13 protein-coding genes and 1 tRNA gene are annotated in these 16,839 nt (G+C 68.4%); 7 read left to right on the forward strand and 7 right to left on the reverse strand.

The genetic code is table 11. From position 1 onward, the window contains the following. Positions 1 to 15: 15 nt before the first annotated feature. Positions 16 to 1,110, reverse strand: a complete 1,095-nt coding sequence (locus LAJ19_RS10980) for an acyl-ACP desaturase (RefSeq protein WP_225475792.1) — start codon at positions 1,108 to 1,110, stop codon at positions 16 to 18. Between the two features lie 219 nt (positions 1,111 to 1,329). Here LAJ19_RS10980 and LAJ19_RS10985 point away from each other — a divergent pair, with 219 nt between their 5' ends. Both LAJ19_RS10985 and LAJ19_RS10990 read left to right on the forward strand, forming a co-directional pair. Continuing rightward, the gene (locus tag LAJ19_RS10985; RefSeq protein ID WP_225475793.1) at positions 1,330 to 1,791 is read left to right on the forward strand and encodes a peroxiredoxin; all 462 of its coding nucleotides are present in this window, start codon (positions 1,330 to 1,332) and stop codon (positions 1,789 to 1,791) included. Next, the gene (locus LAJ19_RS10990) at positions 1,788 to 2,786 is read left to right on the forward strand and encodes a ParA family protein (RefSeq protein ID WP_225475794.1); all 999 of its coding nucleotides are present in this window, start codon (positions 1,788 to 1,790) and stop codon (positions 2,784 to 2,786) included. Before LAJ19_RS10985 ends, LAJ19_RS10990 begins: the two co-directional genes overlap by 4 nt. 1 nt (position 2,787) lies before the next feature. Here LAJ19_RS10990 and LAJ19_RS10995 read toward each other — a convergent pair whose 3' ends face one another. Beyond that, entirely contained in the window at positions 2,788 to 3,504 is a 717-nt protein-coding gene (locus tag LAJ19_RS10995) for a PIG-L family deacetylase (protein ID WP_432804245.1), read from the reverse strand. A 106-nt stretch (positions 3,505 to 3,610) separates the two neighbouring features. On the opposite strand from LAJ19_RS10995, the gene LAJ19_RS11000 reads away from it, so the two are divergent. Beyond that, positions 3,611 to 3,685, forward strand: a tRNA-Thr gene (locus LAJ19_RS11000). Positions 3,686 to 3,746: 61 nt separating this feature from the next. Here LAJ19_RS11000 and LAJ19_RS11005 read toward each other — a convergent pair. Next, complete coding sequence (locus tag LAJ19_RS11005; RefSeq protein WP_225475796.1) at positions 3,747 to 4,991, reverse strand: glycoside hydrolase family 1 protein; 1,245 nt, start codon at positions 4,989 to 4,991, stop codon at positions 3,747 to 3,749. 263 nt (positions 4,992 to 5,254) lie between these two features. Between LAJ19_RS11005 and LAJ19_RS11010 the strand changes: the two genes are divergently transcribed. Further along, complete coding sequence (locus LAJ19_RS11010; RefSeq protein ID WP_225475797.1) at positions 5,255 to 6,970, forward strand: S8 family serine peptidase; 1,716 nt, start codon at positions 5,255 to 5,257, stop codon at positions 6,968 to 6,970. 70 nt (positions 6,971 to 7,040) lie between these two features. Here LAJ19_RS11010 and LAJ19_RS11015 read toward each other — a convergent pair whose 3' ends face one another. Beyond that, positions 7,041 to 7,298: a hypothetical protein gene (locus LAJ19_RS11015; RefSeq protein WP_225475798.1), complete on the reverse strand. Its 258-nt coding sequence runs from the start codon at positions 7,296 to 7,298 to the stop codon at positions 7,041 to 7,043. A 152-nt stretch (positions 7,299 to 7,450) separates the two neighbouring features. On the opposite strand from LAJ19_RS11015, the gene LAJ19_RS11020 reads away from it, so the two are divergent. Continuing rightward, the gene (locus tag LAJ19_RS11020; RefSeq protein ID WP_225475799.1) at positions 7,451 to 8,737 is read left to right on the forward strand and encodes an MFS transporter; all 1,287 of its coding nucleotides are present in this window, start codon (positions 7,451 to 7,453) and stop codon (positions 8,735 to 8,737) included. Between the two features lie 169 nt (positions 8,738 to 8,906). Further along, positions 8,907 to 10,100: a sensor histidine kinase gene (locus LAJ19_RS11025; RefSeq protein ID WP_225475800.1), complete on the forward strand. Its 1,194-nt coding sequence runs from the start codon at positions 8,907 to 8,909 to the stop codon at positions 10,098 to 10,100. A gap of 427 nt (positions 10,101 to 10,527) precedes the next feature. Here the strand turns inward: LAJ19_RS11025 and dnaX are convergent, their stop codons facing one another. The 3 genes from dnaX to LAJ19_RS11040 all read right to left on the reverse strand — a co-directional run bounded on the left by dnaX (position 10,528) and on the right by LAJ19_RS11040 (position 15,356). After that, positions 10,528 to 12,837: a DNA polymerase III subunit gamma/tau gene (dnaX, locus tag LAJ19_RS11030; protein ID WP_225475801.1), complete on the reverse strand. Its 2,310-nt coding sequence runs from the start codon at positions 12,835 to 12,837 to the stop codon at positions 10,528 to 10,530. A 235-nt stretch (positions 12,838 to 13,072) separates the two neighbouring features. After that, positions 13,073 to 14,806 carry an NAD-dependent malic enzyme gene (locus LAJ19_RS11035; protein ID WP_225475802.1) on the reverse strand — a complete coding sequence of 578 codons (1,734 nt, stop codon included), beginning with the start codon at positions 14,804 to 14,806 and terminating at the stop codon, positions 13,073 to 13,075. Positions 14,807 to 14,933: 127 nt separating this feature from the next. Continuing rightward, positions 14,934 to 15,356 (reverse strand): thioesterase family protein, encoded by a 423-nt coding sequence (locus LAJ19_RS11040; RefSeq protein ID WP_225475803.1) that lies wholly within the window; start codon positions 15,354 to 15,356, stop codon positions 14,934 to 14,936. An 89-nt stretch (positions 15,357 to 15,445) separates the two neighbouring features. Here LAJ19_RS11040 and LAJ19_RS11045 point away from each other — a divergent pair, with 89 nt between their 5' ends. Then, a complete protein-coding gene (locus LAJ19_RS11045; protein ID WP_225475804.1) occupies positions 15,446 to 16,615 on the forward strand; it encodes a YihY/virulence factor BrkB family protein in 1,170 nt (389 codons plus the stop codon). Positions 16,616 to 16,839 lie beyond the last annotated feature (224 nt).

Raw genomic sequence — 16,839 nt, forward strand, 5'->3', positions numbered from 1 at the left:
ATCAGTCGGCAGGCTTCAGTCGTCCGCGGCGCTCGGGCCGGTGCGGGGCATTTCGGGGTTCTCGATGAACTCGGTCGGGTCGTACACGTCGAACCCGATCTCCTTCTCGTACTCCTGAATCTTGACGTGCAGGCGCCGCACGTCGCCCTCCACGGCGCCGTAGTCGAAGGTGTCCCAGATGGCGGTCGTCTTGAAATTCCCGCCTTCGAAATCCGGCACCTCGCGCGTTTTGCGGATGCCTTCTTCCAGCGCCTTGCGGCTTTCAATGCCCATGTTCCGGAACGCGACCTGCAGCACGTCACGCTGGAAGTCACGCGGGCCGTAGATGCCGGCGCGGTACACGGTCTCGAAGAAGTCCTCCCAGTTGGGCACCAGGGTCGCGGCGGGCATGCTGAACTGCCCGATGACGTTCTTGATGGCGTGCAGCGTCTGCTCAGGGTAGTAGTACAGGTACATGCGCACGCCTTCGAGGAAGAAGTTGTAGTGCGCCGCTTCATCCACCGCGATGATCTGCGAGACCTTCGCCAGGACCGGGTCGCTCACGCCCTTCAGGTGAGGCTTGTCACTCCTGCCCTGCGCGATTTTCATCATGTTCAGGTAGTTCAGCTGCGTGGCACGCTCCTGGAACACGGTGTACACGAGGTTGTGAATGGCGTCCGGGAACGGCAGCTCCCAGGTCTGGGATTTCAGGCGTTCCTTGTACTCCTCAATCCACTCGGGAGTGCGCTGACCACTGAACAGCACGGCGTTCTCCCAGGCGTCCGCGTGCTTTTCCTCTTCACTGCCCCAGCGCAGCTGGAAGTGGCTGCGGCCGTGACTGCGGCGCACCAGGTGCACGAGACTGCTCGTGAAGTCCGGCGCGTACTGCTCGACCGCGAAGAAGCCCTGAATGACCGTGATCACCTCAGGCGGCAGGTCCTTGTTCATGTTCCGCCAGTCGAAGCTGCGGTCCGGGTTCCAGTTGCGGGTCTCCTGACTGCGGGCGGTGTACCACCGGTACAGGCCCAGGAAACCCCGCTCGATCAGGCGGTCCTTCTCGCGGTTGCTCAGCAGACCCGCCGGGGTGCGGGGGCGCTCGTTCAGCATGTTGGGGGGCATCACATCGGCCATGACAGTTCCTCCTCGAAACACGCCGTGCCCGGCCAGTTCAGTGCCCTAGGGGCACACGCCGGGGACGGTACCTCCCCAGGGTACCCCCCGCCTGCCCGGCCATAAGGAAACCGGGACGCAGTTCAACGTCAACCTTCCTCTCAGCTGACCCACAGAGAGGTCCAGACCGGGCGCGTCCGCACGCGGCGGGCGCAGGGCGAGCCCGCTACACTGCCGGACATGAGCCTCGTGGGACAGCCCGCTCCGGACTTCACCCTTCCCGCCTCCACCGGGGAGCAGATCACCCTCAGCAGTTACCGCGGCCAGCAGCATGTGGTCCTGGTGTTCTACCCCCTGGATTTCAGCCCGGTATGCTCCATGCAGCTGCCGGAGTACTCCGGCCGCCAGGATGACTTCGCGGAGGCCGGCGCGGTCGTCCTGGGCGTCAACCGCGACTCCGTGCACGCCCACCGCGCCTGGGCCGCCGAGTACGGCATCGAGGTGCCCCTGCTGGCCGACATGACCCTTCAGGTGGCCCGCGCGTACGGCGTTGCCATAGACGAACGGGGCATCAGCGGCCGCGCCGTCTTCCTGATCGACAAGGCCGGCGTCATCCGCTACCAGCACGTTGAGGAGAAAACCGGCGATTACACCGTGCGGCCCGAGCTGGTGCTCGCGACCCTGCGCGGCCTGGGCACGTGACCCCCACCGTCCTGAGCTTCATCAACCTCAAGGGCGGCGTGGCGAAAACCACCGCCACCGTCCAGCTGGCTGACGCCCTGGCATTCGTGAAGCAGAAACGCGTCCTGGTCATTGACCTGGACCCCCAGACGAACGCCACGCTCGCCCTGATCGGCGAGACGCGCTGGGAACGCGCCGACGACGAACGGCAGACCCTCGCGCACCTGTTCCTCGACCTGCTCAACGGCACCCGCGACTTCAACCCCCAGCGGGCCATCGTGCGCGGCGCCAGCAACCTCAACCGCCTGAACGAAGCGGATATCGCCCGCCTGGGCGACGCTTCGTACGGCCGCGTGGACGTCCTGCCCTCCTCCATCCGCCTGATCGACGTGCAGGATCACATGGCGAACATCGCCGCCCGCACGCACTACTCGGTCGGCCCGATGGAAGTCATCAAGAAGATCGTCGCGCCGGCCTTCACTCACTACGACTACGTCCTGATCGACTGCCCACCCAACCTGGGCTTCGTCACGCAGAACGGCCTGGAAGTCAGCGACCACTACCTGATTCCCACCATCCCCGACCGGCTCAGCACCTACGGCATTCCGCAGATCGCCACGCGCATCGCCGAGATCCGCCGCGCCCGCGACCTGCGCCTGCACTGCCTGGGCGTCCTGATCACCAAATACCAGAGTGCCAGTGCCCAGCACCGCCAGGGCCTCGCCCGCCTCCACGACGACCTCCAGACCGCCTTCGCGCACACCGGCGAACGCACCCCGCCCATCCTCACCACCCTCCTGCCCCAGACGAACGCCAGCGCCGAAGCCATGAACCACGACCGGCCCGTCCAGAACTACCGCGACAAGTACGGCGGCGGCCTCGTTGCCGGGCAGGCCGCGTACAAGTACGGGCTGGACCTCGCCGACGAAATCGAGGACCTGCTCAGCGGGCAGGACCGCCCCCCCAGCCCGTTCAGCAGCTGGGCACACGCCATGCAGACCCGCCAGGAGTCCTGACTCACAACCCCAGCGGGTCCACCAGCAGAGCGTCCTCCGCCTCAAACGGCTCGGCGTAGCGCACGCGCGCCATCGTCCCCCAGTACGTCATGCGCCCCCGGCGGCGCTCCACGATCTCCGGCGTGACCGTCTCCGAGATCGCCGCGCCCGAAAACTGACTCTCATGCGCCAGCACCGCCGCCGCCCACACCGCCTGCACGTCCCCCACATCAATCAGCAGGTTCGGCGTGATGTCCGCATTGCCCTGGTACAGCAGCACCCGCGGCACCCGGTGCGGCTCCCCCCCCAGGTCCGCCTTGCGCAGCTGCGCCAGATGCACCGCCCGTTTGCTCAGGTGGTACGAGCCGAAATGATCCGGGTGCCGGTCGCGGTAATGCGGAACCACCAGCACCCGCGGCCGCACCGCCCGCAGAACCGCCGCGAGCGCGTGCGCGCCCTCCAGCGTGTCCCGCAGCTCGCCATCCGGCAACCCCAGCTGCCCCCGCCAGGCCAGGCCCATCAGCTGCGCCGCGCGCGCGCACTCCGCGACACGCACCTCCGGCGACCCCTGCGTGCCGCGCTCCCCACGCGACAACTCCAGAATGCCCACCGCGCGCCCCGCACGCGCCAGGCGGATCAACGTGCCCCCCGCGCCGATCTCCGCGTCATCCGGGTGCGGCGCCAGGCACAGCCACTCCAGCGGCTGCACCCGTCCGTAAATCGTCTCAAACGGCGTCACTGCGTTACTCACGCCCGCCAGCATAAGCCCACCTCGCCTTGACACCCCCCGCCGCCCTCCATATACTTTTTGAGCTTCCACCCGGGAGCCCCACAATTTTCGGCCCGCCAGTGTAGCTCAGGGGTAGAGCAACTGATTCGTAATCAGTAGGTCGTCGGTTCAAATCCGACCTCTGGCTCCAGAAAGAAACTCCGCATAGCGCGGAGTTCTTGCTTTTTACCAACCACCTTCGGACGGCCGCCCTACGACCAGTCTCGGTCAGGGCGCAGCTGCAGGCGGCGCGCGGCGGCGCGGACCTCCTCGAGGTTGACCGGATCGCTGAAAGGGTCCTCGTCCAGTTCGGTCACGCGGTTGAGTTCCTTCTGCCAGCGGCGCAGTTCGTCCACGTAGGGGCCGTACGCTTCACGGCGCAACTGCGGGCCCTCGGGAACCAGATCAAAAATGCCGTTGTGCAGCCACTCGCCGGTGTGCCAGTCAGGCATGTCAACGGCCGGGAACAGGCAGATGCCGTGCAGGTCAATGCCGCGCGCCATGGCCGCCAGGGATTCCTCCATGACGTCCTTGAGCCACGCGGGCCGGCCCTCGCGCAGGCCACTGGTCTCCGCGATGATGATGGGCCGCCCGTAGCGGTCCGAGACGGTCTTGAGCAGCTCGGCCAGAGGTTGAATCCGTTCGTCGCGCGGACCGAGGGCCTGGTGGGGGCCCTGCTCGCGGTATTCCATCTGCCCGAAGGAGTAGCAGTTCACGCCGACGATGTCGAGCACGTCCGGCGAGCCGCCGTACTCGGGGTGGGTGCGGCCGGCGAGGATGTCCCACGCGGCGAAGGTATCCCTGAACGTCTCGTCGCGGGCTTCGTCGGCCAGATCGGGCCGGTCGGCGGGGGGCACCACGTACACCAGCGGGTCAACGTTCACCATGCGGGCTTCCGGGATGACTTCCCGGATGGCACGGGCGGCAGCGATGGCGGCGCGGCACAGCGCGGCCCGCAGGGCAAATCGGTTCTCCCGGCCGGTCAGGTACGGCGCGACCCAGCCCCACTCGCCGCCGCAGAACGCGAAGAAGGTGATCTCGTTGATGGGCGTGAAGCACGGGGGGCCGGGGGTGCGGCCGCGGACGTGGTGGGCGGCGGCGCGGCAGTACCGGGCGAAGCGCTGCGCAAACTCCTCGGACAGGGGGTCCAGGCCGTCCGGGTACCCGTAGTGGCACAGGTCCCAGATGGGCATGATCTGACTCTCGTTCATGGCGTCCAGCACCGGGTCCAGCCGTGAGAAATCGAACTGCCCGTCCTGTTCCACCAGCGGCCAGGGAATGCCTTCGCGGGCCACGGCGATGCCGAGGGTGCGCAGCAGGGCGTAATCCTCGTGAACGCAGCGGTCGTGGTGGGTTTCAGCCACCAGGTCGCGCCGGCCCTGCCGCTTCCAGTGGAAGGTGGAGCATTCAAAGCCCGACAGGAAGAAGGTTGGGAACAGTCCTGGCGTGACGGTCATGGTGAAGCGTACTGCGCGTGCCGGCCGGTTGCTCTTGGGACAGCGTCACGATTCCTTACAGGTCACAGGAAAGCCAGGTGGTCAGCCGCTGTGCTGGGGGCGGCCCTGAGGCTCAGGGAGGAGTCATACGGCACCAGGGGAGCCTCTTGTAAAGTAAGAAATTCCACAAAGGCCCTCTGAGGTTCGAGAGAGGATGCGGGGGCAGCCACACAGTTCATCTTGACCGGAGGCGCGACTCAGACACGCCCCGAGGAAGGAGCCATATGAGTGCAAAGCGTCGTGTGATGTTCGTGGGACTCGCCCTTGCCCTTGCCGCCTGCGGACAGCAGAGCGCCGCGCCGACCGGCGGTGCAGGCCTCAGCAGCCTGGCGTCGGGGGGTGCCCGAACCTACCTGATCGGATTCAAGCCCGGTCAGGGCGTCCGGGCCGACGCGGTCCAGAAGGTGGGGGGGCAGCTCCGGCGTTCCTTTGACCGGATTGAAGCGGCCTCCGCGACGCTGACGCAGGCGCAGGCCACGAAACTCGCGGCTGATCCCAGCGTGGAGTACGTCGAGCTGACGGTCACCCGGCGTGCCGACAATTACGTCACCGGGGACGGGGACGTGATCGGGAAGCCCGGCGGGCAGCTTGGCGGCCTCAACGTCAACTGGCAGCCCAGTGGGGAATTCACGTACGGCGACATGGCGCTGGGCGTGCCTGCCCTGCGTGCGAACGGGTACACGGGGTCAGGCGTGGCGGTCTGTGTGGGGGACACCGGCATTGACGGCACCCACCCGGAGTTCGCCGGAAGGCTCAAGGGCTTCCGGAACTTCATGGGCGACGGCCGTGACTCCGCCGCTCTACTCAATGACGTCAATCATCACGGCACGCACGTGTCCGGAACGATCTTCGCGCAGTACGGCGTGGGTTCCAGCGTGGGCCCCACCGGCATGGACCCCCGCGGGGTCGGCGGCGTGTCCTCTGACGTGAACCTGTACCTGGCGCGGGTGCTGGGGGATGAGGGCAGCGGTTCGTCCGAAGGGGTTGTGGAGGGCGTCAACTGGTGCGTCAGTCAGCTCAGGAGCCAGGGCCAGAACGGGCAGGAGGAGCGCCTGATCATCAGCCTGTCTCTGGGGTCCGACGAGGGCAGCAAGACCGAGAAGCGCGCCTTCCAGGCGGCGTACGACGCGGGCGCGCTGATTGTGGCGGCCGCCGGCAACGACGGCGTGAAGCTGCCCCACTACCCTTCGGACTACCCCAACGTCATCAAGGTGGGCGCCGTGGACAACCTGGGGAACCTCGCGAGTTTCAGCAACTACAACAGCAAGCAGGAGCTCGTGGCGCCGGGCGTGGCTGTCCTGTCCAGCGTGCCGGTCGGCGCCGGACTGGCCGCCAGGGCGGGTGCCACGGGGGTCGCGGCCTACCAGAGCGTCAACCCGTTCGAGTTTGCCGCGAAGACCACAGTGACTGACTTGCCGGTCGTGCCTGCCGGCGGTGCGGACAACCAGTTCTGCGAGCCGGGCGCCGTCAACCCGAACCTCGCGGGCAGCATCGCCCTGATTGCGCGCGGCACCTGCACCTTCGCCGCGAAGGTGGCGAACGCCGTCGCCAACGGCGCCGCGGCGGTGATCGTGTACAACAACAGGGCCGGCCCACTGAGCAGCGTCACGCTGGGCACCCAGCAGACCATTCCCGTGGTGGGCATCACGCAGGCTGACGGCCTGGCGACGCTCGCCGCGGCCCAGCAGGGCAGCGTGACGGGCAGCGTGTCGATCTACGCGTCGGATTACGAGTACTTCAACGGGACCAGCATGGCCACGCCGCACGTGGCGGGCGCCGCCGCCGTGGTGTGGGCCGCGAAGCCCAGCCTGAGCAACGCGGAGCTGCGCGCCCTGCTCAGCGCCACCGCCACCGACCTCGGCCCGAACGGACGGGACAACTTCTTCGGGAACGGTCTGGTCAATCCGGCCGCGGCCATTGCGGCCGCCGGGAAACGGTAGAGCCAGCGGGTTCAGTGCCTGGAAGGGGGGCGGCGGCACAACCGCCCCCTTTTCTGATGGCGCGCGGACGTTAAGGCCGGGTGGTCCACATCGTCAGGGCGTCAGTGCCGGCTGGCGTCAGTTCGTACGCGGAAACCGGGCTTCCGGGGCGACCGGACCGGGCAATGAACCGCTGCGCTTCGAGCTGCTTCACGAGGGGCATGCTCAGGCGCCGGCCGCCAAGCGTGTAGTACGGGCCACGCCCGGCCCGGTCGTGCCGCGTGAGTGCTCTTCCCTCCTGCAGGGCCCGCAGGACGTTCGCTCCCACCTCGGTCAGGGTGTCACTCATCACTGCAGGGTAGCGCCCGGACCCGCCGGACCGCAGGCCGCAGCTGGAGTGGAGCCTCTGAGCCAAACGGCTTACCGGGCCGCCTGGTGCTTATCTTTGGGGTCGCGCCGCCCTGGCGCCTTGTCTTCCCCGCGCCCTGCCGAGGTTCCGCCATGTTCTCCCTGCTCCGCGACCGCCGCATCCTGATCCTGTGGGTCGGTGAAAGTATCAACACCTTCGGGAATGGCCTGACGTTCATTGCGCTCGCCTGGTTCCTGTACCGCCTGTACCCGAACTCGCCGGGCCTGTCCGGCACGGTGATCGGCGCGTGGACTGTGGCGATGCTGATCGGCACGGTCAGCCTGGCGAGCTTCACGGATGTGTGGGACCGCCGCGCGACGCTCCGCGTTGCCAACGGCCTGAGCGCCGTGTGGATCAGCCTGATTCCCCTGCTGTACGGGCTGCATCTGCTGTCCTTTCCGGCGCTGGTGGTGATCGCGGCCCTCACGGGATTCACGGGCAGCGTGATCTTCCCGGCGCAGCAGGCGTCGCTGCCTTCGTTCGTGCCGGAGGAGCGGATTCAGGGCATTCAGGCGCTGTTCAACCTTACGTGGACCACGAGCGGACTGCTGGCCCCCATCAGCGCGGGGTTCCTGGTGGCGAGCATCGGTGCGCCGGGCGTGATGTGGGTCAACGCCGCCACGTTTGTCGTGGCGGTGATCGCGTACTCCCTGGTGCGTTTCCCGCCGGTGGCCGCCGCGGGCGACGCCGGACGAGGCTGGGCCGCGTGGTGGGAACGCACCCGGTTCGGGTTTTCGTTCGTGCAGGCGCGCCCGGCGCTGTGGGCGACGCTGCTGGGGCTCGCCAGCGTGAATTTCGCCATGGAGCCGTACACCGCGGTGTTCCTGCCGCGCATCGCCGACCGCCTGATGACCGGCGTGGATCTTCCCGCTGCCCTGGCCTGGGTGCAGGCCGAGAACCGCGGCGCGCTGGGCGTGGGGCTGCTCGGCTCGCTGCTGGCCGTGGCGGAACTGGGGATGGTGATCTGGATGGGGCGGCGCGTCAGTCGTCACCCGCTGAACTGGATTGCCCTGGGGTGCATCGGTCCGGCACTGTGCATTGTCGGGGTCGCCTTCGCTCCGTCGCTGGGGGTGGCGCTAGTCCTGGCGGTGATGATGGGCTTGTGTTTCGGTCCGCTGAACGTGATGGTCGGCACGCTGTTCGCGCGCCTGACGCCTGAATCGGTGCGGGGCCGGGTGTACAGCGCCCGGATTCTGGTGGGGCAGGGCCTGCGCCCGGTGGGCGTGAGTCTGGCCAGCGTGCTGATGGGCGTGGTGGGCCTCGCCCCGGCGGTGGCCCTGCTGGGCGTCTTCGCGGCTGTGCTGACCGGGCTGGGCTACCTGCGGGCGCGCCGGGAAAGAGCGGCCAGCGACGTGACTGTGCAGACGACCGAACCGTGACGGCCCGGGGTAGTGCGGCTGGGGCCCAGGGCCGCCGCCCGCGCTGTCTCCTTTCCGGTTCTCCCTGACCGGTGGCGGGACAAACGCCGGGTCGCCCCCGCCGGCCTGACCCCGGACAGGCTTGAGGGTTTCCTGCACATTCTCATTTCGCGGAATGGGATCACACACCATGCCCGATCTCGAGCCCCCACAGGAGTCCCCGTTGCCGCTTCTTGAGCAGAGGGTGGCGTCGCTGGAAGCTGAACTTCAGGCCAGCCGGCAGGACGCTCTGACGCTGTTCACAGAAGCGCCCGTTCCGTACCTGCTGCTCACCGCCCAGGGCCGGATTCAGGAGGTGAACCGCGCAGCCTCGGGGCTTCTGGGGCGCAGCCGCGAGGTGCTGATCGGCCGGCATTTCAGTCAGTTTCTCGCGCCGGAATCGCAAGGGTCCTTTGAGCTGCTACTCGGGCAGGCGGTCCAGCACGGCCTGAGCCGCCGCGGCGAAGCGCAGCTGCTCCACGCGGACGGGTCCACTTTCGAGGTGCTGCTGGACCTCGACGCCGAGAAGGTGGACGGCGACTTCCGCCGGTTCCGTCTGGTCCTGACGGACATTACCGCGTACAAACAGGCGCACGCGAGTCTGCTGGACACCACGGCCGCCCAGCAGGAGCAACTGGCGCAGCACAGCGTGCGCATCCGGGAACTGAATCAGGAACTTGAGCAGGTGATGACCGTCTTCGTCCAGCAGCTTCACCAGCCCCTGACGCGCGCCATGAATTTCCTGGGCCTGGCCCGCACCGAGCGTACGCCGCAGGAACAGCAGCAGGCGCTGCTGCACACCGAGCAGGCGGTGCAGCAGGTGTTCGCCCTGATGGCCTCCATTGACCGGTACATGCAGATGCGCTCCATGCGCGTTCGCCTGCGGCCCGTGGATCTGCACAGCGTCCTGAAGGAAGTCCGCAAGAATGCCCAGCCAGCCATGGCGGACCGGAACGTGCAGCTCACCTTCGACCCGCTGCCCACGCTGCAGGGCGACCCCCGCGCGCTGTACCTGGTTCTGGACGAGTACATCGCGAACGCCCTGAAATTCACCAAGGAGCGGGAAATGGCCCGCATTCACCTGCGGGTCAAGGACCTTGAGACGGAGTACCACATTGGTGTGGAGGACAACGGCACGGGCTTCAACATGCGGCAGAAGGACCGGCTGTTCCGGCTGTTCAGCCGCCTGCACTCCTCGAAGGTGTACGAGGGCAGTGGCGTAGGACTCATCACGGTGCGGCGCTCCTGCCTCCGGTTCGGGGGGCGCGTGTGGGCCGAAGGAAAGGTGGATCAGGGCGCCACGTTCTGGTTCGCGTGGCCCAAACAGCCGGCTATCCGGGATTAAACAGGGTCTGTTCGGCAAGGACCTGATGGTCCAGCGGCTCAGATTCGCCCTCACGAGAGGGCAATCCTGGCCAGCGTGTCAGCATGATCTTCAAAAGCCCTTTCAGGGCGCTCTGGTGCTGTCCAGCACTGCTGGGGTGTCTGGCAACGCTTGTGTGGGCACCACAGCCTCATTTTTTAAGAGCCGGATCTGCCAGAACAGGTCCTGTTCCTCCGTGGATATTCAGAATGGCAGGCTGGACGACCGTGAAAACGCGGTGCGGACTGACCAGCGCCCCCCTGACCTGCACGCCTGGGCTGCCCCGGTGGGTCACCGGCGCCCGGCTTCATGCCTGTGGACCTGCCCTTCACAGTGTGGTTCGCCAGAAAGACCCTGTCCCTCCGGCGTCCGCAACCTGACTGGCCTCCAGATCTGAGGCCCCGGAGGTTTATTCTTCGTCCTCTTCGGGCAGGTCACCCAGGTCAGTCACGAGGGGCGGAGTGTTGCGGTTCTTGCCGATCTCCCGGACGCGGCCACCGAAACGGGCGCGGATGTCCTCGTACATGGGGTGCGCGCGGATGTCACCCGGACGGCCCGCGGGAGCTTTGGCCTCCGCGGCCGGGGCGGGTGGTGGGGCCGGCCGGGGGGCGGGGGTGGGGCGCGCAGCGCTGTACTGCGCAAACGGCATGTCCTCCTCGGGCGGCAGGCCGTCGAGCAGGGCGGGCGCCCCGAACGCGTCCCAGTCTGGCTCCTCGGTGATGGGTTCCACGACGTACAGTTCCCGGCTGGGCGCACGGTCACCGCCCTGCGCGTCGGCGGGAGCCGGGGCGGGCTGCGTGACCCGCGTCTGGCTGGGTGGCGGCGGCCCGGGGAGGGGGGCGGCACTCACGTCATCCGGGCTGGGCGGGGGGACGCGCCGTTCAGGCAGGGGGGGTGGCAGGGTCGCCACGCTGGCCCCGCGGGAGGTGGGTGCGGCCGGCGGCGCCGCGGCGCTGCTCTCGACGGGTGCGAGGTCCGGGCCGCGCGCGCCGCTGCTGCGCCGGGGGGCGCTGCGGGCAGGGTCGAACGGCGCGATATCCGGTTGTGGGCCGGAGGGCAGCGGCTGGGCGGCCAGGGGCGCCTCGGGCGCCTGGGCTTCAGGTGTCCGGGGGTCAGGCCCCCGGGTGGCCGGCTGCTCCGGGCGGGCAAGTTCGCTCCGGGCGGGGGCCGGAATCGGTGGGGTCGCGGGGTTGAGGGCAGCGGCGGCACCCGCGTCGCCCAGGTTGGCACGCCGTGAGCCTTCCGGGGCGATCAGTTCGAAGGTGACCGGCCCGAAGACCGCCAGGACGATCCGGCCGATCTCGTCGAATTTCGCGGCGACCTGCTTGGCGTGGAAAGCGTTGCGGTCATCGTAGGTGAGGCTGACGTAGCCGGGTTCGGCGTGCTGACGCGCCGGTTTGAGAAAGGCGCGCAGCTGCAGGCTGGCCTGCCGGGTCACGTCGGCCCAGGTGCCGCCGGTGGGCGCGGGGGCCGGGGTGGTGCTGTTGGGGGCCGCGCGCGGCGTGGGGGGCGCGCGGCGCGCGCCGGGGTCGGCATCCGGGATGGGTGCGGCGGTCCGGGCGGGCTGGGCGCGCAGCGCGGCCAGTTCCTTTTCCAGGCGGGTCAGGCGGGCGCTCAGGTCGGCGGGCACCGCGGCGGCGGCGGCGGCGGCGGACGCCCCGGCCGGAGCCCCCCCGCCTGGGCTGCTGTCGGCGGCCAGCAGGGCGTGCGTGAGCGCCAGTTCGAGGCTCTGCTGGTCGGCTGCCCGCGCGAACCGGGCTTCCTGTTCGTCCAGCGCGGCCTGAAGTTTCAGCAGGCGGGGCATCTCTGCGCCCTCCAGGCGCCCTTCGGCGCTGAGTCCCAGTTCGGCGTGCAGCGCGGCGCCCAGCGCGGCCACGAGGCCCTCGACGACGGTGCGGGCGGCGAAGCCGTCGCGGTACAGGCTCGCGGCGCCGCTGAGGGCCGCGCCGGCGTCCCCGGTTACGAGGGCCGCGGCGACGGAGCGCACGCGTTCACCGGGGGGAAGCCCCAGGGCGTCCTCCACCGCGGCGCGGGTGATGGCGTTCCCGGCGGCCAGCATGCGTTCCAGGAGGCTTTCGCCGTCGCGCATGGCGCCGTCCGCGAGGCGGCCGATCAGGTGCAGGGCGTCAGCGTCGGCACGCACACCTTCGCGCTGCGTCAGGCCGGTGAGTTTCCCGGCGATCTCCTCCGGGGTCAGGCGGCGGAAGCGGTAGTGCTGGCAGCGTGACAGGATGGTGGGGATGATCTTTTCCGGTTCGGTGGTCGCCAGGATGAAGATCACGTGCCCGGGTGGTTCCTCCAGGGTTTTGAGCAGCGCGTTGAACGCCGCGCGGCTCATCATGTGCGCCTCGTCGAGGATGTAGATCTTCTTGCCGCCGCGCATGGCGGCCAGGCCGACTTTCTCACGCAGGTCGCGGACGTCGTCCACGCTGTTGTTGCTGGCGGCGTCGATCTCCATGACGTCCGGGTGCGACCCGGCGCGCACCGCGAGGCAGCTGTCGCACTCCCCGCAGGGGCGGGGCATCGGGCCGCTGCAGTTGGCGGTCATGGCGATCAGGCGGGCGGTGGTGGTCTTGCCGACGCCGCGCGGGCCGCTGAACAGGTAGGCGTGCCCCACGCGGCCCTGTTCCAGCGCGGCGCGCAGGACGTCCTTGACGTGTTCCTGCCCGACCACGTCCTCCCAGCGCACGGGCCGCGCCCGCTGGTAGATGGCGCTCACGCCCGCTCCGGGGCAGGGTTCTGAAGGGATGAGGCTGTGGGCTGCCGGACGAGAGGAGCGTCACATCTGTTCGCCCCGGACCTTCTTTGCATCACCACACGCCGCTTCACCTGATCATTGTAGAGCCCTGCCTTGCGGCCGCGCCGTGAGTCAGGCACCTCGCGGGACGCCCAGGCCGGTGAAGGAAAACGGACCCGGGGCCAGGCCCGCCGGTCCGTTCCCGGGTGAGGGCCGTTCAGGTGCGGCGCAGCGGCAGGTAGCGGGGTTCCCAGGCGCGGTCGCGGATGACCGCTTCGAGTTCCTCACGGGTCATGTTGCGAATGCGGCGCTCGGCGCAGACCCCGTCACGGATGGCCTGCAGGGCCACGTTCACGGCCACCTGAATGCTGAGTTCGCGCAGGTCGCCGATGGGCGGGTAGACCCGCTCGCCGTACCGCTGCGTGAACGCGGCGAGGGTACGGGCGGCTTCCATGACCATGTTGTCGGTGATCTCGCGGGCGCGGCTGGCGATGGCGCCGAAGCCCAGGCCGGGGAAGATGAAGGCGTTGTTGCCCTGCCCGACCGGATAGCGTTTCCCTTCGTACTCCACGTCTGGAAAGGGACTGCCGGACGCAATGATCGCGCCGCCCTTCGTCCAGTGAATCACGTCGGCGGGGCGGGCCTCGACGTGACTGCTGGGGTTGCTCAGCGGGAACACGATGGGGCGGGGCGTGTGGGCCAGCATCGCCTCGATGCTCTCCTGCCGGAACAGCCCGGGGACCCCCGTGAAGCCCAGCAGGGTGGTGGCGCCGCTGTTCACGATCACGTCGTGCATGCTGGGGTACTCGCCGGCAAAGGTCCAGCCCGCGATGTCTTCAGGGCGGCGCACGAAGCTCAGCTGCTGTTCTTCCAGGTCCGGCTGGCCGTCCATGAGCAGGCCGTGGCGGTCCACGACGAACACCCGGGCGTTCGCCTGCCCGGCGCTCAGGCCTTCGGCCATCAGGCCCTGACGGATGGCCATGGCCACGCCAATACCGGCCGCGCCCGCGCCGGCGATCACGAACACCTGGTCCTGCAGGCGTTCGCCTTTGATCTGCGTGGCGCGCATCAGCCCGGCCAGGGCCATGGCGCCGGTGCCCTGGATGTCGTCGTTGAAGCTGGGCACCACGCGCCGGTAACGGTCGAGCACGCGGAAGGCGGTGCCGCGGCTGAAGTCCTCCCACTGAATGATCGCCTTGGGGTAGCGCTGCGCCACGGCCTCCACGAACGCGTCCAGGAACGCGTCGTACGCCGCGCCGGTCAGGCGTTTGTGGTGCACGCCCAGGTACAGCGGATCGTCGATGAGGTCCTGGCGGTTGGTGCCCACGTCGAGTTCCACAGGCAGGGTCTTGTCGGGGCCGACGCCGCCCGCCGCGGTGTACAGGCTGAGTTTCCCGATGCTGATCGCCATGCCGCCGAAACCCTGATCCCCGATGCCCAGGATGGCGCTGGAATCGGTGGCCACGATCATGCGGACGTCGTTCACGGTGACGTTCTCCAGCATGTCCTCCACCCGGTCGATGTCGCCGGTGCTGACCGTGAAGCCGCGCGGGTAGCGGTAGTTGCTGGAGTAGTGCCGCACGGCCTCGCCCACGGTGGGCGTGTAGATGATGGGCAGCATCTCCTCCAGGTGATCTTCGAGGATGGCGTAGAACAGCACCTCGTTGCGGTCCTGAAGGGCGCGCAGGTACTCGTGTTTCTCAAGGTCGGTGCTGCACTTGAGGTACCGCAGGTAGGTGCGTTCCTTCTGCTCGTCGAAGGTGCTGGTGTGCGGCGGAATCAGGCCTTCGAGATCCAGTTCACGGCGCTCCTGGGGCGTGAAGGCCGTGGTCTTGTTCAGCAGCGGGTTTTGCAGCAGGGCCAGTCCCGTGACGTTGACAGTGATGTAACGCTGACCCTGATCGTCGCGTTTCACGTCGTAGTACCGGGAGACGGGAAGGGATTTCGGCATGACGCTCCAGCATAGCGGCCCCGGCCCGGACCGGGTTCAGGCCTGAGGCGTACGAAAGGCACACTGCCGCGCCAGCGCGCGGGCGTCTCAGTTCAGCGCGTGAACAGAAGGGAGGCGCAAAGCGCGTTCAGTCCGGCGCCCGGCCGGCCCAGCGCGCGCGGAGCGTGTCGAAACCCGCGTCAATGCGCGCCTGGGGCAGCACCATCTGCGTGGTGTGCCCCCGCCCGATCTCATCGCCCAGCTCGTTCACCGCCACCATGCTCGCCACGATCCGGCGGCCGTCCATGCGTTCAAAGGTGGCGGTGACGGTGACCTGCATGCCGGGCAGGGCGGACGCCGTGTGCGTGACGTCCACCTGCGTGCCGATGCCGCCCTCACCGTCCTCCAGGAACGGCAGGATGATCTTGCGGCCCGCCTCCTCGAAGTGCCGGGCCATCCAGTACGTGGCGTACACGGGGTGCAGGCGGCCCAGTTCCCCGAAGTTCACGGTCATCTCGTCGGTGACGGTCACGGTCAGGGTCCGGGTGAACCCCTCAGGAATGACTTGCATGCCGGCAGGCTAACAGGGGCGCTGCACTATGGGTAAAGCGTTAATCCGGATTGACGGACACGCCCGGAGGGGGCCCCTACACTGCCGGAATGAGGCTCAAGCCTGCGGATCTGTTCACCCTGCTGCGCGAGGCGTTCCTGGCCTTCGGGCAGGACAAGGCCCCACGACTGTCGGCCGCCATCGCCTACTACGCGATGTTCAGCGTGGCGCCGCTGCTGCTGCTGGCCGTGGCGGTCGCGGGACAGTTCCTCTCGAATTCCGCCGTGCTTGACCAGCTGTTCGGACCGTCTGGCCTGATCGCGCAGAATCTCGGTACGGACGCCGCCGGGTTTCTGCGCGGCCTGATCAAACCCGAAACGCTGCACAAGGGCAGCCTCGTGGCGACCATCGCGGGCTTCGTGACCCTGTTCATGGGGGCGACCGGCCTGTTCGTGCAGCTGCAGGACGCCCTGAACTCCATGTGGGGCGCGGACCCTGCGCCGCCTCACGGCTTCATCAACATCCTGTGGACCCGCGTGAAATCGTTCCTGCTGATCCTGGGAATCGGACTGCTCCTGATCGTGTTCCTGGGTCTGAACACGTACCTGTCCGCCATCGCGCAGAGCCTCGGCGACCGGATCGGGGCGGGCGCGTTCCTGGTGCGCATCGGCACGGCACTCCTGTCCTCCCTGTTCCTCACCCCGGTGTTCGCCGGAATCTACAAGGTGCTGCCCGACGTGAAACTGGAATGGCAGGAAGTGTGGGTGGGCGGAGCGTTCACCGCGGCGCTGTTCACGCTGGGGCAGCTGGGCATCGGGCTGTACCTGGGGCAGGCGGCGCCCGGCAGTGCCTTTGGCGCCGCGGCGACCCTGATCGTGCTGCTGCTGTGGATCTACTACTCCGCGATGATCTTCTTCTTCGGGGCGGAAGTTACGTGGGTGTACTCCCAGAAGTTCGGAACGCATGCGGGCGGCGCGGCGAACACCGCGAAGAAGCAGGCGCTGGCCGCGCAGGGCGTGGACATCGACACGACCGAGAGCGAGCAGGAACGCGCAGCGAAAGAAAGCGCCGACCGGCCCGTGCAGGACTCACGCGGCCGGGTCCTGGGCCTGCCGCTTCCGAAGGTGCCGCGCATGCTGCCAAGGGTCGCCCGTCACGGCGAGGGCCGGGTGCTGCCCAGTGTGCGCGGCACGCTGTGGAACGCCCTGACGGCGGCGCTGGCCGTGCCGGCCGTGATCGTGCTGCGCGTGCTCGGCCTGACTGGTGGCCCGAAGCGCTGAGCCCGCCCGGCTCACCCGGCAGGGCGCGTGGGGCGCAATTCCGCTGTTGTCAGGACGGTTAGTGGCTGGTAGCGAGAAGTCAACCCGTGGTCGTGCAAACAGGAGGAGAAACCCACCGGCTCGGCCCCACAGCTCCAGGACGCCTCAAGGAATACGGCGGGACAGGACACCGGAGCGCGATCAGGAGAGTAGGCCGGCCGCGTGAGGGCGGGCCGTGGGTGGGC

Origin of the sequence: Deinococcus taeanensis, from assembly GCF_020229735.1 — a bacterium.
Lineage (GTDB): Bacteria > Deinococcota > Deinococci > Deinococcales > Deinococcaceae > Deinococcus > Deinococcus taeanensis.

Excerpts from the sequence above, each read along its gene's own strand:
- LAJ19_RS10980 (WP_225475792.1), bottom strand. The coding sequence starts at position 1,110 with ATGGCCGATGTGATGCCCCCCAACATGCTGAACGAGCGCCCCCGCACC.
- LAJ19_RS10985 (WP_225475793.1), top strand. The coding sequence starts at position 1,330 with ATGAGCCTCGTGGGACAGCCCGCTCCGGACTTCACCCTTCCCGCCTCC.
- LAJ19_RS11005 (WP_225475796.1), bottom strand. The coding sequence starts at position 4,991 with ATGACCGTCACGCCAGGACTGTTCCCAACCTTCTTCCTGTCGGGCTTT.
- LAJ19_RS11010 (WP_225475797.1), top strand. The coding sequence starts at position 5,255 with ATGAGTGCAAAGCGTCGTGTGATGTTCGTGGGACTCGCCCTTGCCCTT.
- LAJ19_RS11015 (WP_225475798.1), bottom strand. The coding sequence starts at position 7,298 with ATGAGTGACACCCTGACCGAGGTGGGAGCGAACGTCCTGCGGGCCCTG.
- LAJ19_RS11020 (WP_225475799.1), top strand. The coding sequence starts at position 7,451 with ATGTTCTCCCTGCTCCGCGACCGCCGCATCCTGATCCTGTGGGTCGGT.
- LAJ19_RS11025 (WP_225475800.1), top strand. The coding sequence starts at position 8,907 with ATGCCCGATCTCGAGCCCCCACAGGAGTCCCCGTTGCCGCTTCTTGAG.
- LAJ19_RS11035 (WP_225475802.1), bottom strand. The coding sequence starts at position 14,806 with ATGCCGAAATCCCTTCCCGTCTCCCGGTACTACGACGTGAAACGCGAC.
- LAJ19_RS11040 (WP_225475803.1), bottom strand. The coding sequence starts at position 15,356 with ATGCAAGTCATTCCTGAGGGGTTCACCCGGACCCTGACCGTGACCGTC.
- LAJ19_RS11045 (WP_225475804.1), top strand. The coding sequence starts at position 15,446 with ATGAGGCTCAAGCCTGCGGATCTGTTCACCCTGCTGCGCGAGGCGTTC.